This is a genomic window from Sphingobium sp. SA2, assembly GCF_032227065.1.
Taxonomy (GTDB): domain Bacteria; phylum Pseudomonadota; class Alphaproteobacteria; order Sphingomonadales; family Sphingomonadaceae; genus Sphingobium.
Genome location: NZ_JAPMXX010000002.1, coordinates 126,448 through 139,834 on the forward strand (window position 1 = coordinate 126,448; position 13,387 = coordinate 139,834).

Annotated in this window: 18 protein-coding genes and 2 pseudogenes; 10 read left to right on the forward strand and 10 right to left on the reverse strand. The window is 62.4% G+C overall.

Translation table 11 applies throughout. The annotated features are described in order from the left end of the window. Nucleotide 1 precedes the first annotated feature (1 nt). Both OVY48_RS06445 and OVY48_RS06450 read right to left on the reverse strand, forming a co-directional pair. On the reverse strand, nucleotides 2-1,819 hold the full coding sequence (locus OVY48_RS06445) for a site-specific integrase (protein ID WP_313922179.1): 1,818 nt from the start codon (nucleotides 1,817-1,819) through the stop codon (nucleotides 2-4). Further along, a complete protein-coding gene (locus tag OVY48_RS06450) occupies nucleotides 1,812-2,933 on the reverse strand; it encodes a tyrosine-type recombinase/integrase (RefSeq protein ID WP_313922180.1) in 1,122 nt (373 codons plus the stop codon). Before OVY48_RS06450 ends, OVY48_RS06445 begins: the two co-directional genes overlap by 8 nt. Nucleotides 2,934-3,163: 230 nt before the next feature. Between OVY48_RS06450 and OVY48_RS06455 the strand changes: the two genes are divergently transcribed. From OVY48_RS06455 to OVY48_RS06465, 3 genes are read left to right on the forward strand one after another with little or no spacing between them, the layout of a single operon-like run. Continuing rightward, entirely contained in the window at nucleotides 3,164-3,652 is a 489-nt protein-coding gene (locus OVY48_RS06455; protein WP_038577284.1) for a TIR domain-containing protein, read from the forward strand. A gap of 5 nt (nucleotides 3,653-3,657) precedes the next feature. After that, on the forward strand, nucleotides 3,658-4,818 hold the full coding sequence (locus tag OVY48_RS06460; protein ID WP_084691196.1) for a toll/interleukin-1 receptor domain-containing protein: 1,161 nt from the start codon (nucleotides 3,658-3,660) through the stop codon (nucleotides 4,816-4,818). Nucleotides 4,819-4,820: 2 nt separating this feature from the next. Beyond that, a complete protein-coding gene (locus OVY48_RS06465) occupies nucleotides 4,821-5,477 on the forward strand; it encodes a hypothetical protein (protein ID WP_038575783.1) in 657 nt (218 codons plus the stop codon). A 16-nt stretch (nucleotides 5,478-5,493) separates the two neighbouring features. On the opposite strand, the gene OVY48_RS06470 is transcribed toward OVY48_RS06465, so the two are convergent. The 5 genes and pseudogenes from OVY48_RS06470 to OVY48_RS06490 all read right to left on the reverse strand — a co-directional run bounded on the left by OVY48_RS06470 (nucleotide 5,494) and on the right by OVY48_RS06490 (nucleotide 7,951). Then, a complete protein-coding gene (locus OVY48_RS06470) occupies nucleotides 5,494-6,048 on the reverse strand; it encodes a toll/interleukin-1 receptor domain-containing protein (protein WP_038575785.1) in 555 nt (184 codons plus the stop codon). 46 nt (nucleotides 6,049-6,094) lie between these two features. Further along, a complete protein-coding gene (locus OVY48_RS06475; RefSeq protein ID WP_046194735.1) occupies nucleotides 6,095-6,592 on the reverse strand; it encodes a TIR domain-containing protein in 498 nt (165 codons plus the stop codon). A gap of 241 nt (nucleotides 6,593-6,833) precedes the next feature. Further along, a pseudogene (locus OVY48_RS06480) lies at nucleotides 6,834-7,211 on the reverse strand (hypothetical protein); the annotation flags it as partial. A gap of 282 nt (nucleotides 7,212-7,493) precedes the next feature. After that, complete coding sequence (locus tag OVY48_RS06485; RefSeq protein ID WP_313922181.1) at nucleotides 7,494-7,664, reverse strand: hypothetical protein; 171 nt, start codon at nucleotides 7,662-7,664, stop codon at nucleotides 7,494-7,496. Further along, nucleotides 7,661-7,951 carry a hypothetical protein gene (locus OVY48_RS06490; RefSeq protein WP_313922182.1) on the reverse strand — a complete coding sequence of 97 codons (291 nt, stop codon included), beginning with the start codon at nucleotides 7,949-7,951 and terminating at the stop codon, nucleotides 7,661-7,663. Before OVY48_RS06490 ends, OVY48_RS06485 begins: the two co-directional genes overlap by 4 nt. Before the next feature lie 29 nt (nucleotides 7,952-7,980). Between OVY48_RS06490 and OVY48_RS06495 the strand changes: the two genes are divergently transcribed. The 5 genes from OVY48_RS06495 to arsB all read left to right on the forward strand — a co-directional run bounded on the left by OVY48_RS06495 (nucleotide 7,981) and on the right by arsB (nucleotide 10,650). Next, nucleotides 7,981-8,187, forward strand: coding sequence for a hypothetical protein (locus tag OVY48_RS06495; RefSeq protein WP_313922183.1), 207 nt, complete (start codon nucleotides 7,981-7,983; stop codon nucleotides 8,185-8,187). Nucleotides 8,188-8,253: 66 nt separating this feature from the next. Beyond that, nucleotides 8,254-8,700: an ArsI/CadI family heavy metal resistance metalloenzyme gene (locus OVY48_RS06500; protein WP_313922235.1), complete on the forward strand. Its 447-nt coding sequence runs from the start codon at nucleotides 8,254-8,256 to the stop codon at nucleotides 8,698-8,700. Beyond that, complete coding sequence (locus tag OVY48_RS06505) at nucleotides 8,700-9,056, forward strand: helix-turn-helix transcriptional regulator (RefSeq protein WP_313922185.1); 357 nt, start codon at nucleotides 8,700-8,702, stop codon at nucleotides 9,054-9,056. The genes OVY48_RS06500 and OVY48_RS06505 overlap by 1 nt, the downstream gene beginning before the upstream one ends. Beyond that, complete coding sequence (locus tag OVY48_RS06510) at nucleotides 9,053-9,580, forward strand: arsenate reductase ArsC (RefSeq protein WP_313922187.1); 528 nt, start codon at nucleotides 9,053-9,055, stop codon at nucleotides 9,578-9,580. The genes OVY48_RS06505 and OVY48_RS06510 overlap by 4 nt, the downstream gene beginning before the upstream one ends. After that, complete coding sequence (arsB, locus tag OVY48_RS06515) at nucleotides 9,577-10,650, forward strand: ACR3 family arsenite efflux transporter (RefSeq protein ID WP_313922188.1); 1,074 nt, start codon at nucleotides 9,577-9,579, stop codon at nucleotides 10,648-10,650. Before OVY48_RS06510 ends, arsB begins: the two co-directional genes overlap by 4 nt. On the opposite strand, the gene OVY48_RS06520 is transcribed toward arsB, so the two are convergent. Continuing rightward, entirely contained in the window at nucleotides 10,640-11,014 is a 375-nt protein-coding gene (locus OVY48_RS06520) for a hypothetical protein (protein ID WP_313922189.1), read from the reverse strand. The genes arsB and OVY48_RS06520 overlap by 11 nt on opposite strands. Continuing rightward, entirely contained in the window at nucleotides 11,011-11,379 is a 369-nt protein-coding gene (locus OVY48_RS06525) for a hypothetical protein (RefSeq protein WP_313922190.1), read from the reverse strand. Before OVY48_RS06525 ends, OVY48_RS06520 begins: the two co-directional genes overlap by 4 nt. Before the next feature lie 99 nt (nucleotides 11,380-11,478). Here OVY48_RS06525 and OVY48_RS06530 point away from each other — a divergent pair, with 99 nt between their 5' ends. Next, nucleotides 11,479-11,934, forward strand: a complete 456-nt coding sequence (locus tag OVY48_RS06530; protein ID WP_313922191.1) for a helix-turn-helix domain-containing protein — start codon at nucleotides 11,479-11,481, stop codon at nucleotides 11,932-11,934. Further along, nucleotides 11,901-12,923 (forward strand): bile acid:sodium symporter, encoded by a 1,023-nt coding sequence (locus OVY48_RS06535; RefSeq protein WP_313922193.1) that lies wholly within the window; start codon nucleotides 11,901-11,903, stop codon nucleotides 12,921-12,923. The genes OVY48_RS06530 and OVY48_RS06535 overlap by 34 nt, the downstream gene beginning before the upstream one ends. A gap of 102 nt (nucleotides 12,924-13,025) precedes the next feature. Here the strand turns inward: OVY48_RS06535 and OVY48_RS06540 are convergent. Further along, a pseudogene (locus OVY48_RS06540) lies at nucleotides 13,026-13,340 on the reverse strand (hypothetical protein); the annotation flags it as partial. Nucleotides 13,341-13,387 lie beyond the last annotated feature (47 nt).

Consider the following 13,387-nt stretch of genomic DNA (forward strand, 5'->3'; position numbering starts at 1 on the left):
GCTATTCCAGGTCTGGCAGCGAAGGCAGGGCGCACATGAGCCGTTCGGCGTCTGGCATCATCTCGGGCGGGAATGCCGGTAGCAGGTCTTGCGTCAGCACCTGAAGGCTGGGCGCGTAAAAGAGGCCGAACCGGATCGGGTCGATCCGCTCCCGCGCAGCTTCAAGATGCCAGGTGGCCTGGACGATCCGCGCGAGATGATCCGGGTCGATCGGGACGATCAGGCCCGGACAGGCAAGGCAGCCTCCCAGTTTCGGGCACACGCGACCAGGATGGGCATGTCCGCTGTCAGTCGGGCGAAGGCAGTCGTGGCCGAACAGCGCCGTCACCGGCGCGCCGGTATCCGCGCCTCTATGTTGCGAGCGATCCGAGATTGTCTCGCCGCGGACCCATGTGATCATCAGCGCCTGAAGTCGGGCGATCGTATCGCGTTCGAGGCGGCGAACGGCATCGCCGGCGACGTAGATATCTGTGGTGGCGACACTCGCATGATTAAGGACCGCCTTGGCCGCCATGATGTCGCCCTGCGATGCAGTATAATGGGCGCTTGCCATGCTGCTGCGGAACAGCTTGGGCGAGAAGTCGGGAAGCAGCGCACGAGGCTTTTCGGGATGCGCTTCGTTCCACGAGGCGATTGCAGCGTTCTGGCGCTCGTAGAAGCGCAACATTGCCGATCGCAACGTGGCCTGCACGATATGGCCGGCGTGATGATCACGCTCAAGGCGGCCAGTCGTCATGAGGAAGCGATGCAGGAACAGCCGATCGCGCCTGGACGGTTCCACATGCGGCAACAACGGCGCCGTCATCGCAAGGAGCTTTTCTATCAGGCGAGGCGCCGCATAGGGCCGGCGATTGTCGAATGACCGCCGTTGCATGCGTTTCACCTTACCGCCGGCGCGGGGTTTCACCCACTCTACCATGACGCGATGCCGCTCGAGCGGATGGGGCACCAGGCAGTCGCGCTTGATCTGGCGTAGCGGACCGGCATTTGCCGCCGTCTGGATCAGCAGCACAATATAGAACGCAACCAGCGTGTCGGTCGTGAGGTGGAGATAGCTTTCCAGCTCACGGAACCCGCCTGCGTCGGCGATCCGCTGCCGATCGGGCTTGTTAAGGTCCGAGCCTCGGGCGGGCGGCATGACGCCGTGGCCGAGGCGGTGGAGCTTCCATATCCAGCGATCCCGTTCGGCGGTCCGGCCACCATGGAGCGGCAAGTTCGGAAGAGCGACGATGGTTTGCCCGTGCTGGAACTTGTCCCAGGCAGTGTCGATCTCGGCATAGCAGACTGCCAGCAGGGCACGCATTGCGGAGGTCGTCAGCCTGTCTTGCGGTAGCCGCTGGACGCCGGCGAGCGGGATCGCATTGTTGGGAACGGCGAAGCCCGGTGCGAACAAGCCGGGATTGTCCGCGATCGCGCGCTTAAGGACCGGCCGGATCATACCGAGCTGACCGGATTGCGACTGGACGCCGCGCCTGCGCCCGTTGGTGGGCTTCGCCAGCCATGTAATGAACCGGCGGATCGTCGCCGTATCGAGATCGACCGCGCGCCTGACACGCCCATCTTCGCACAGGAACCTGCCGAACACGCGGAGCGCGAACCAGCGTGAGGTGCGGGTGGCGGCGCTGGACGCCACATCATGATCGCGGAAGGCGCGCGAGATAGCTGCGCTGATGTCGTCCGGCATTCCGAGCAGCGCCGGGTCGAACCGTTGAACGATCCTGCCCCATTCGTCGCGGAACTGGATTTCGGCGATCTCCGACGGATGGTCCGCCGGCGTCGGTTCGAGCCGAAGCGTCCGATCGAGGCGGTTCCTAACCATCGGCCGGGATCAGCTCGCCATAGAGATAGGCGAGGCTTTCGCTCAGGTCGCGCTCGTGCAGTTCGACACAGCGCAGATAGATCGCCGTCGTCGTGATCGAAGCGTGGCCGAGCAGCACCTGCACGACCTTGAGCGGGTTGAGGTCGGGATTGGTGCGGGCCTGGACCTGGAGACGGGCCAGCATCGCCATCGCAAAGGTGTGCCGGAGCCAGTGCAGTGTGCCCTGCAGCCCGGAAGCGGCAAACGCTTCGGCAAGCTGCGCCGTCAGGAGCTTGCGCGTCATCGCCCGTCCATGCTCGTTCAGCAGGAGATTGGACGGCGCGCGATAGCGCCGGTCGGAACGGCGGATACGGCGGATACGGCGGACGATCCGGGCGCGTTCCTCGCCGATATACCAGTGCGTATGATCGAGCAGCCGAAGCGGCGGATAGACCGTCCTTGGCCGGTCGCCCTTGGTGATGTGCAGCGGCACGCCAACCAGCGGGTCGATGCCGAGGTCGAGTGGCCAGCTATCGGGGATCTGGTCGACGGCAAGCGCGCAAAGTTCCTTGCGGCGCAGACCCGCCCCGAGCGCCCATTGCGCGGCAAGTCGGGCGGTAGGCCTGAGATGCGCGAACAGCCGCGCCAGTTCGTCGGCGCGCAGCGGCCGTGGTAGCTTTTCGGGGCGCGAGACGATCAGCTCGTTGACCTGGCGCCGCTGCAAGCCTGGGCGATAGGAACCGTCAAGCATCAGCGTCATCTTCTCGGTCAACCGGAACGGGCAATGGTCGATCAGCCCCCGGTCGAGCGCCCAACCGTAAAAGCGGCAGACGGTCGAGACGCGCGCATTGATCGTGGTCCGGGCATAGGGCCGCCCGGTATGCGTGCTAGGATTCTCCAGCATCCGGTTGCGATAAGCAGCGATGACACGCTCGTCGGCCTCGCGCCATTCGATCCCCGATTGTTCGAGCGAGTCGAACCAGTCGTGGAGATGTTCGCCATAGGTCCGGACGGTTTCAGACGCCTGCGCGCGGCCGCTCAGTTCGGCGTGCTCCATGAGCCAGACGAAGGCAGGCTCGATGATCGCCATGTCGGCGTCGAACAGGATAGGGAAGCCAAGTGGGACATTGGGCATGCCAGAGAATGCCCGAATCATTGATACCACGGGCTATCTCCCTCGCCCGCACAGATGCGATTTCGAAAGTAGCGCAATATGGCCGGTTTGACCGACCCATTTCGATGGAATGGGCGGTTTCCTCGTCATGTCGAAGGGTGTCGTTGCGACTCGACACCAACCACTCACCGTGGCTGCTGACACTTGGCTCCCGCCTTGATATGAGTGAACGATGATCGAGGGGGGAAGTGGTGGCACGTCGGGTATTCTTTAGCTTTCACTATGACCGTGACGTTCGACGGGTCGTGCAAGTCCGCAATTCCTGGGTGGTTCGGCCCGGTGGCGAAGCCCAGCCCTTCTATGACAAGGCAGAGTTCGAAGAGGCGAAGAAACGAGCGGGCGGCATAGAAAAATGGATCGAGGAGCAGCTCAAAGGTACGTCCGTGACTGTGGTGCTGTTTGGCGCGGAGACGTATGACCGTGAATGGGTCCGGCACGAGATCAAGAGAAGCTACGAGCTTGGAAAAGGCCTCTTGGCCATCGACATCCATAGCGTAAAAGATCCGCAACTTGGGATTGATCGTCAGGGGACCAACCCACTCAGCTATTTTACAATTAAGCAGAATGGCCGGGATGTTCCGCTTTCGAACCTATACGGGGCGTATGATTGGGTTCGGGATAACGGCTATGTCAACATGCCGGCTTGGATTGAAACTGCAGCAAAGGCGGCCGGTCGCTGACATCAATGAGTATCTATGAATTGGCCATACTTGGCGCCGTAACGCCCGGGGATCGCGCAACACTAACCGCGACGCTCGCCGATATCGTTTCCGACTTCGGATTGACGTTGGGCGACGATGTAGTTGTGCATAATGCGGACACGCTGAGCGGACGACACAAACCAGCAGCATTCGCATGTGCGTATTTCGGAGGAAACGCCCAACAAGATCTAGAGGCGGCCCAGGAACTCATCCGAGCGAGCGCGCCCATCATTCCCACGATCGCCGCCGGCGCAGACTTCAATGTTCACATCCCCCAGTTCCTCCAGCCCATCAACGGGCTAACGCGGCGTGCTGACGATCCAGCGATGACCGAACTCGCATCGGCGATGCTGGAATGCGTTGGCCTGCTCCGCCGACAGCGACGGGTATTTGTCAGCTATCGACGCGTTGAATCCCGAGCAGCTGCGTTGCAACTCCACGATCTCCTCGCATCCCGCGGATTCGACGTTTTCCTGGACACACACGATATTAGGCCCGGCGATCCGTTCCAAGATGTGCTTTGGCACAGGCTCGTCGATTCTGATGTTATGGTTATGCTCGACACTCCAACTTATTTTGATAGCCGATGGACGCGACAAGAAATAGGAAGAGCACGCGCAAAGGAGATTCAAGTTCTTCGTGTCATTTGGCCTGCACATACACCGAACAAGCTGACTGATCTTGCAGAGACCATTTATCTTGATCCAGAAGAACTCGAGGGGGCGGATGGACCGATAGTAGCAAAAACGGCCGATGCAATCGTTCTTGAGGTGGAACGGCTACGAAGCCGAAGCATCGCATCTCGATATATGTCGATAACCGGCAAGCTTCGCGCTGACGTCGAAAAAATTGGAGCATCGGTGGAAGGCGTCGGCGCACACCGAGCTGTCGCTGTGCGATTGCTGGATGGTCAAAAGATTTGGGCATATCCGATTGTTGGAATCCCCACGGCCGAAATTTTGAACGATGTGGCCGATAAGGCGCGACGAGCGGAACAGCAGGAGATACCGGTACTGGTCTACGATCATATCGGCATCCGTGATGCATGGAATGCCCACCTACGATGGCTTGGAGAGCATATTCTCGCGGTCCGCACGGTTAAGGTTTCCGAAGCCGGATGGGCTCTCGCAGCATGGGAGAATTGACCATGGCTGAGGCCATTTTCCTATCGGCAGGTGTGCCAGATCCGAAGCGAGGGCCACAATATGCGGCGACCGCCGACACTGTCGCGATTACGGCCGCAGTTTCCGCTTTGGTGCACGTCACACTTGGTCGCAGACTTCTTGTTTGGGGTGGACAACCCGCAATCACACCGATGATCTGGGTGGTCTCTCAAGACATCGGAGTAAATTACGGACATTGGGTACGGCTCTATCAGTCCCGCCATTTCGAGGATGAATTCCCCGAGGACAACGAGCGATTCAATAACGTGATTTATACAGACGAGGTTGAGAAGGATCGGGAGAAGAGCCTGCTTGCCATGCGCGAGCGCATGTTTTCCGAACACAAGTTCAAAGCAGCGGTATTCATTGGTGGTATGGGTGGGATCGTACAAGAGTACGAAATGTTTCGACGCCTGCAACCAGAGGCTGCAGTGATACCAGTAATCTCCACGGGCGGCGCGACGCTTGAAGTGGGGGCGCAAGTTGGGTCTCTAGCGCCCGACCTAGCGGAAGACCGAGACTATGTTGCGTTATTTCACCGCCACCTTGACGTTTCCGTCCGAGAGGAGCGCTTCGAAAGCCCGGCCCTCCAACCGGCTGTCGTTGAGGAGCGATTTTGGCAGCCCCCTGCCACTGCTTAAACGGGGTGGGAACTCATCATTCGCCAGCCAGCCATTCGCTGAGCTCCGTAGCTGTGTTCCTTTTCTCGTCGAGAACCATCCAGACACGCTTTTGATGACCCTGTAGATCCCCCCAGACAATGCGGCGGTATAATCCCAGATACTCCCACGATGCCCATGCTTGCTCATGCGAGCTGTCGGATGCCGGGAACAGCGCGATCTTCGTCAGCCCTTTATACCCATCGGCCACGCCTAACTCCCAGGGCACCCAACGGCTGTCCTTGCTGTTCTTGCTTGCAAGAAGGACAAAGCGCTTGGTCTGGCGAATACGGCTCTTTAACAGCCCCGCCGTTTCCTCCGTCGTGTATGGGGGCATTTCCGGGTCGATTTCATCGACATAGACCCTGGCTCCGTGCCCTTCCAACACACGAATAGCGCCAACGACCAAATCATCATCTTTGCTTGAGTGCGAAAGAAATGTGGTGCCTGAGAGGCTACGAGAAGCAGCAGATTTTCTGAGACTTGCCTGTTCGCTAACATTTAACTTATCGGCAAAATTCCGAAGCTCGGATTTTGTAATGTATTCGATCATAATCGAAACTCTATCATCGAATATCGCACGAATTCACGGAGTTCCATCAGTTCTTTGAGCGGATCGCTATCGCGTCCTCAATCCAGCTCTCGATCCCGTTTTTGATCGAATCATAGACTGCCTTGCTATCTGTGCCTGAAGGGGTGACCAGCTTCGCTATGGACGATAGCTTTTTCCCGGTATTTCCATAGCCGACTTCGTCAAACGGATTGCTACCAGCCGCGCACGAATTCCCGTCGTGGCCGAGAAGTTTGTTTATCCGAATGCCGACCACTCCTTTGCCGGCATCCCAGCCTTTAACGATCTCGCGGACTACCCAAGGGCGGCTCGCTGTTTCAGAACCGACAAGCACCACCACACAGCTCTTGCCGTACATGTTGTCATCGATCCATTCTTCGATGGAGGCCTTGCCCTTCCGCTTGACCTCTTCCCACGCATTCGCGGTGCAAAGAGTCTGCCCTTCAAGAGCACCGATGTTACGCACTTGCTGGGTGCGCCAAAAATCGTTCGCGAAGTGGAAACTGAAGAAAACGCGCCGCGCCATAAGGCCCCCTTTTGTTCTCCGGTCTTCTACAAGCCCAGGCTTTGTTTCGCCAGTGAAATCGATCCTGAAATGATCTGCTCGCGAATGAAGTGCGGTAATTGAGTCCAAGCGGATTCATCCGGCAATCAGGCGTCGCTGCGCGACGCGAGTGACGGGCCGACCACCGCCAGCTCTTTGGGTTAGCGCGGCGGTCGGCCCGTCACTCATCGCGAGCAAAAGAGACAGTCTCTGAAGCCGGACCTAACGAGCAGCTGTGCCGCCCCAGGCTGATGCTGGGGAGTGTCGCGTTGGTCAGCACATTGGCGAGGATGGAATAATAGGGTGGCCAGTGCTTGAAGCGTTGGGGCACGTAACGGACGACCTCGTATGGGATGCCGCGCGCTGCCATCCATGAGGCGATCAGCTTCTGATATTCGTAGGTCTCCGGTTTCTCGGCGCCGGGATCGGCGGTCAGGACAAGGTCCGGAACCTCGCCGCGGGCCGCGAGCTCGACGAGAAGCGCGGTCGAATCGACGCCGATGCCGTAGGCGAGGACGGTGGGCGGCGGCGCAGCGACGGTGAGATAGTCGACCGGCCTTGGCGTACCAGGCGGTCTGACGACGATCGGATCGGTGTGCATCGGGAGGGCCTCGGCTCTTGAGAACGGCATGTCGCCGCACTCCCAAACCCCCTCTCCTCTCAAAGCGCGCGCGTGACGTCCGCTTCAGCCAGCCAGCGAGGGGGCGGCGTTACGTCCACTCCGGTGGCCACAGGACGTTGGCGGGAGCGCCCGCAAACAAAGGCTCGATATCGCGGCGGGAATATCCGGCCAGTCCACATCCGACGGGCGTAAGCTGAAACTGCTCCTCGCGATGGGCGACGGCATAGTCGAGGAACGCTCGAACATGCCCTTCGATCTCGGTCAGTGGCAGCGTGCGCAGCTGAGCGCCTTGGTCGGGATCGCATAGCTATTGCCGTGGCGACCGATGCCCTCGCCGTAGATTGCGCCGCGGTGCTGCCGCGCCCAGAGCGCGGCTCCCTTGCCATGGCGACCGGCAAGGTTCGAGCCGAAAACGAAAACCGGGACGGTCATGGCATCACCTGTGGATCATGGCGCGACATCTCGCGGAATTGCCGCAGCAGCTCGGCCTGGGCGGGATATCGATCCTCCCATTCGGCCCGAGGTATCAGGAAGCCGCTCTCGATCAACTGGCGGCGCAATTCCTCGGTCACGATGCGCTTGACGTTCTCGGCAATTGCCAGCGGAAACGCGTGAAACTGGCACAGCCACGAGACGTAGTCCGGCTCTTGATGGTAGCGAAAATATTCGGCGTCGAACAGCAGATCGGATCGGACAACAGCATCGCCCTTTACAAGCATGTTCCATCAGCCAAACGAATGCCGGCTCGATGATCGCCATGTTCGAGTCGAACAGGATCGGGAAGTCGGCCGGAACGCCGGACCCGCCGGCAGCGGCCCGGATGATCGATACCATCTTCTTGGATCCCCTCACCTTGGGGTTCCGCCGCATGATACCGCCGGACGGCGTTGAGCCGTCGATTGTTTCGGTGGGACGGTGGCTTTCCACGATGCATTGCCAACGCGCGCGCGGTTGACTCAACGATATTACGGATATACCCGTAATATCGTTGAGTCGTCATAGGAGCCATCCCTTGAAGCGTATGCATCTGCACGTCAGCGTGCCCGATCTGGGCGCATCGATTGCCTTCTACGAGACGCTGTTCGGCGCCGCTCCCGTCGTCGTGAAGGACGATTATGCCAAGTGGATGCTCGATGATCCCAAGGTCAACTTCGCGATCTCCGAGCGCGCTCGTGCCACCGGCGTCGACCATATCGGCATCCAGGTCGACAGCGCGGAGGAGCTGGGCGAGCTCGCCGGGCGCCTCAAGGCCGCGGGCGCAGACACCTTCGATCAGGTAGCGACCACATGCTGCTACGCACAGTCGGACAAGAGCTGGGTGCAGGATCCCGGAGGCGTGCGCTGGGAGACGTTCTTCACCTTCGGCGAAGCGACCAGCTATGGCGAGGACGAGGTGCTGCCCGATCCCGCCGCTGCCGCCTGCTGCGGTCCCGCCGCAGCGCCCGCGCCCAAGCAGGCGTGCTGCTGATGGACGCGACCGCCGCCGTCTCCGGGCTCTCGGCACTCGCCCATTCCGGGCGCCTCGAGGTGTTCCGCCTGCTCGTCCGCGCCGGCGCCGAGGGCATGGCCTCGGGCGATATCGCGCGGGCGACCGGGCATGTCCCGCAGACGCTCTCGGGCAACCTGAACATTCTCGGCCATGCCGGGCTCGTGGCTTCGCGCCGTGAGGGCCGCTCGATCATCTACACCGCCGACTATGCCCGCATGACCGACCTGCTCGGCTTCCTGATGGAAGACTGCTGCTGCGGCGCGCCGGAGATTTGCGCCCCGCTCGCCGAGGTCGTCGCCAAGGCCGCCTGCTGCCAGCCCGGAGCTGTCCAATGACCGACCGCATATTCAACGTCCTGTTCCTCTGCACGGGCAACTCGGCCCGTTCGATCCTCGCCGAGAGCGCGCTGAACAAGCTCGGCGAAGGCCGGTTTCTTGGGTTTTCTGCGGGCAGCTTTCCCAAGGGCGCCGTCAACCCCGACGCGCTGGGGCTGCTCGAGCGCATCGGCTATCCGACCGATGGCCTGCGCTCGAAGAGCTGGGAGGAGTTTGCCGAGCCCGGCGCACCGGCCATGGATTTCATCTTCACCGTCTGTGACGACGCGGCGGGCGAGTCCTGCCCGGTCTGGCTCGGTCAGCCGGTCACCGCGCATTGGGGCATCGAAGATCCAAGCCATGTCGAGGGCATCGACATCGAGCGCGAACGCGCCTTCGTCACCGCGCTCCGCTATCTCGAGAACCGCATCAAGCTGTTCCTCGCACTGCCGTTCGACAAGCTCGACGCGATGGCGCTCAAGGCACACGTTCACGAGATCGGCCAGGGCGAAGGCGCGAGCAGCCGGCACGGGGACGCCGCGTGACGGGCGCCGCCACGGCGCCGAAGCCCGCGATCTCCACCTTCGAACGCTATCTGAGTCTCTGGGTCGCGGCTTGCATCGTCGTCGGCATCGCCCTCGGATATGCGCTGCCCGGCCTGTTCGCGGTCATCGCCGCAGCCGAGCTCGCGCGCGTCAACATCGTCGTTGCCGTGCTGATCTGGCTGATGATCATTCCCATGCTGCTGAAGATCGACCTCGGCGCGCTGGGCTCGATCCGCCAGCACTGGAAGGGCGTCGGCGTCACCCTCTTCATCAACTGGGCGGTGAAGCCCTTCTCGATGGCGCTGCTCGGCACCTTCTTCCTGGGATTCCTGTTTCGGCCCTTGCTGCCCGAAGCCGAGATCGGCTCCTATATCGCCGGCCTCATCCTGCTCGCCGCCGCGCCGTGCACGGCGATGGTGTTCGTCTGGTCCAACCTGTGTGACGGCGAGCCCAACTACACATTGAGCCAAGTCGCACTCAACGACATCATCATGGTGTTCGCTTTCGCGCCGATCGTCGCGCTGCTGCTCGGCGTCGCATCGGTCACGGTGCCGTGGGACACGCTCCTCCTATCGGTCGGCCTCTACATCGTCATCCCCGTGATCGCGGCGCAGCTGATCCGGCGCGGCGCGCTCGCGTCGGGCGGGCAGACTGCGCTCGATCGGTTGCTCGCCGGGCTGGGGCCGGTGTCGCTCATCGCGCTGCTCACCACGCTGGTGCTGCTGTTCGGATTCCAGGGCGAAGCGATCATCGCGAACCCGCTGGTCATCGCGCTGATCGCGGTCCCGATCCTCATCCAGGTCTATTTCAACGCGGGGCTCGCCTATTGGCTGAGCCGCCAGTTCGGCGTCGCCTGGTGCGTCGCGGCGCCCGCTGCGCTGATCGGTGCGTCCAACTTCTTCGAGCTCGCCGTCGCCGCCGCGATCAGCCTGTTCGGCCTCGGCTCGGGCGCGGCGCTCGCCACGGTGGTCGGCGTACTGGTCGAGGTGCCGGTGATGCTTTCGGTCGTCTCGATCGTGAAGAAGACCCGGCCCTGGTATGAACAGCGCGCAGCGGCGGTTAGCGCCTGACGAGCTGGATCATGAACGGCTCGATCTTCGGCCAGAGCAGCGCCAGCCCCGTCATTCCCGTTGCGAACGCCATGACCACAAGGGTCCGGCGCGCAGGCCGGCGCTTGGTCGACCAGCTTTGCCAGCCGATCCAAAGCCACCCTGCGGCGACCGCAAGCACCGCGAGCGGGACCATCCATCGATAGGCATCGGCGAACCAAGCGAACACGCCGCCGAGAGAGGCGAGCATGGCCGCGGGGAGTGCGAACGGAAGCACGCAGCACACGCCGCACGCGAGCGCCGCTGTCGACGCGGTGGCCGCCACCGCGCCGACGCCCTTGCTGTTGGGAAGCGCCTCGACCTGGGGAAGACTTGTCTCGCTCATGTTCCACACGCTCCCGTGCAGCCGCAGGGACCGGCCGCGATGGTCGTATCACCCTTGGACGCGAACGGCTCGAACAAGGCTTCGGCCGCTTCGCGCGCATCCTCGGGCGCGGTAACGGTCAGGCGGACCAACCCGTCAAGCTCGGCCAGGTCAAAGGCGAGGAACGCGCAGCACGCCTGCTCTCCGGCCACCATCCGGCGGACATCGTCGATCGCGCCGGGCGCATAGTCGAGGACGAGGGTGAGATCATCGTGCTTAGAGCTGCGCAATGTCCGCGCGTTGAGATCGGCGATCCAGTCGAGCCGCTCCTTGAGGTTTCCCGCATCGAGCGTGCAGGCGATCGGGGTGTCGACCGTCTCTGTCATGAGTGTCTCCTTCATGCCGCCGATAATGGTTGCGGCGGTCGAGCACTCTTGTAGGAGTTGAAGCTACTTGAGGTTCAAGCGCTTTTTTCACGAGGCCATATGTCAGGATACAAGATCGGCGAGCTTGCCCATCGCACGCGCACCAGTGCGCCGACCATTCGCTATTATGAGCAGATCGGCCTCCTACCACGACCCGAACGGCAAGAAGGCAACCAGCGTCGCTACGCCGATGACGATGTGGGCCGGTTGACCTTCATCCGCCGCTGCCGCGAGTTCGGTTTCGGCATCGAGCAGGTGCGGATGTTGACTGGATTGGTGGCTGACCGGTCGCGCTCGTGCATGGAAGCGCGCGACATTGCCCAGGCCCATCTGCTCGACGTGCGGGCCAAGCTGCACGAACTCCGCGCATTGGAGAAGAGCATCGCCGCGTTCGTGGACCAGTGCGATGCCGAGTGCATCGGCGGCCCAGGTCCCGATTGTGTCATCCTGGACGATCTCGCCGGAGCGACCGGGAAGAAGCCATGCTGCGCAGCGAACGCGGTCGCCGCCGCATGACCATGTCGGCTCTGCGCGATCGGCTCGAGGGCAAGCAGGTTCTCATCTATTTTGCGGCCGTATGCATCGCCGCGATCGCCGCCACCTCGCTCAGCGGTACCGAGCGGCTCGAGCCGGCGATCAACCCGGCGCTGGCGCTCATGCTCTTCGTCACCTTCCTGCAGGTGCCGCTCGCCTCGTTGCGCGAGGCGTTTCGCAATCGACGCTTCTTTGCCGCGCTGCTCGCCGTAAACTTCGTCGCGGTGCCGGTCCTGGTCGCCATCCTCGTCCAGTTCGCGCCGCCGGACCCGCTCGTCCGGCTCGGCATCCTGATCGTGCTCCTCTGCCCCTGCATCGACTATGTCGTCACCTTCTCGCACCTCGGCCGCGCCGATGCGCGGCTGCTGCTGGCGGCGACGCCGGTCCTCCTGATCGTGCAGATGCTCCTGCTGCCGCTCTGGCTCAGCCTGTTCCTCGGCGCTGAGGCCGCCGAGCTTGTGCAGATGGGGCCGTTCCTCCACGCTTTCCTTTGGCTGATCGCCATTCCGCTCGGCCTCGCGGCGCTCTGCCAGCTATGGGCCGCCCGAAGCGCAGCTGGCGCGCGTGTCACCGGGGCGCTCGGACTCCTTCCGGTGCCCGCAACCGCGCTGGTCCTGTTCATCGTCATCGCCGCCGTGGTCCCGCAGCTCGGCCAGGCATTGACGACCGTCCTCGCCGTCGCGCCGCTCTACATCGCCTATGCCGTGATCGCGCCGCTGATGGGCTGGGTCATCGCGCGGATCGCCAGCTTGGAGGCACCGGCAGGCCGTGCGGTCGCGTTCAGCGGAGCGACGCGCAATTCGCTCGTCGTGCTGCCCCTGGCGCTTGCGGTGCCCGGAGCAATCCCGTTGCTACCCGCGGTCATCGTCACCCAGACCCTTGTCGAGTTGGTCGCTTCGCTTGTTTATATAAGACTGTTGCCGCGTTTGGGCGCGGCAGCCAACGCGAGTGTGATGCCGTCACGATCATAACGGGCGAACCCGGCCCGCGAACGCCGCTGACGCGGCGTGATGATTGGACTGGCCTCCGCCAGCTCTTGGGTAGCGCTGCGGCCAGCCCAATCATCGCTGAGCTAACGAGCAGCTGTGCCGCCCCAGGCTGATGCTGGGGAGTGTCGCGTTGGTCAGCACATTGGCGAGGATGGAATAATAGGGCGGCCAGTGCTTGAAGCGTTGGGGCACGTAGCGGACGACCTCGTATGGGATGCCGCGCGCTGCCATCCATGAGGCGATCAGCTTCTGATATTCGTAGGTCTCCGGCTTCTCAGCTCCGGGATCGGCGGTCAGGACAAGGTCCGGAACCTCGCCGCGGACCTCGAGCTCGATGAGAAGCGCGGTCGAATCGACGCCGATGCCGTAGGCGAGGACGGTGGGCGGCGGCGCGGCGACGCGGCGACGGTGAGATAGTCGACCGGCCTTGGCGCACCAGGCGGTCT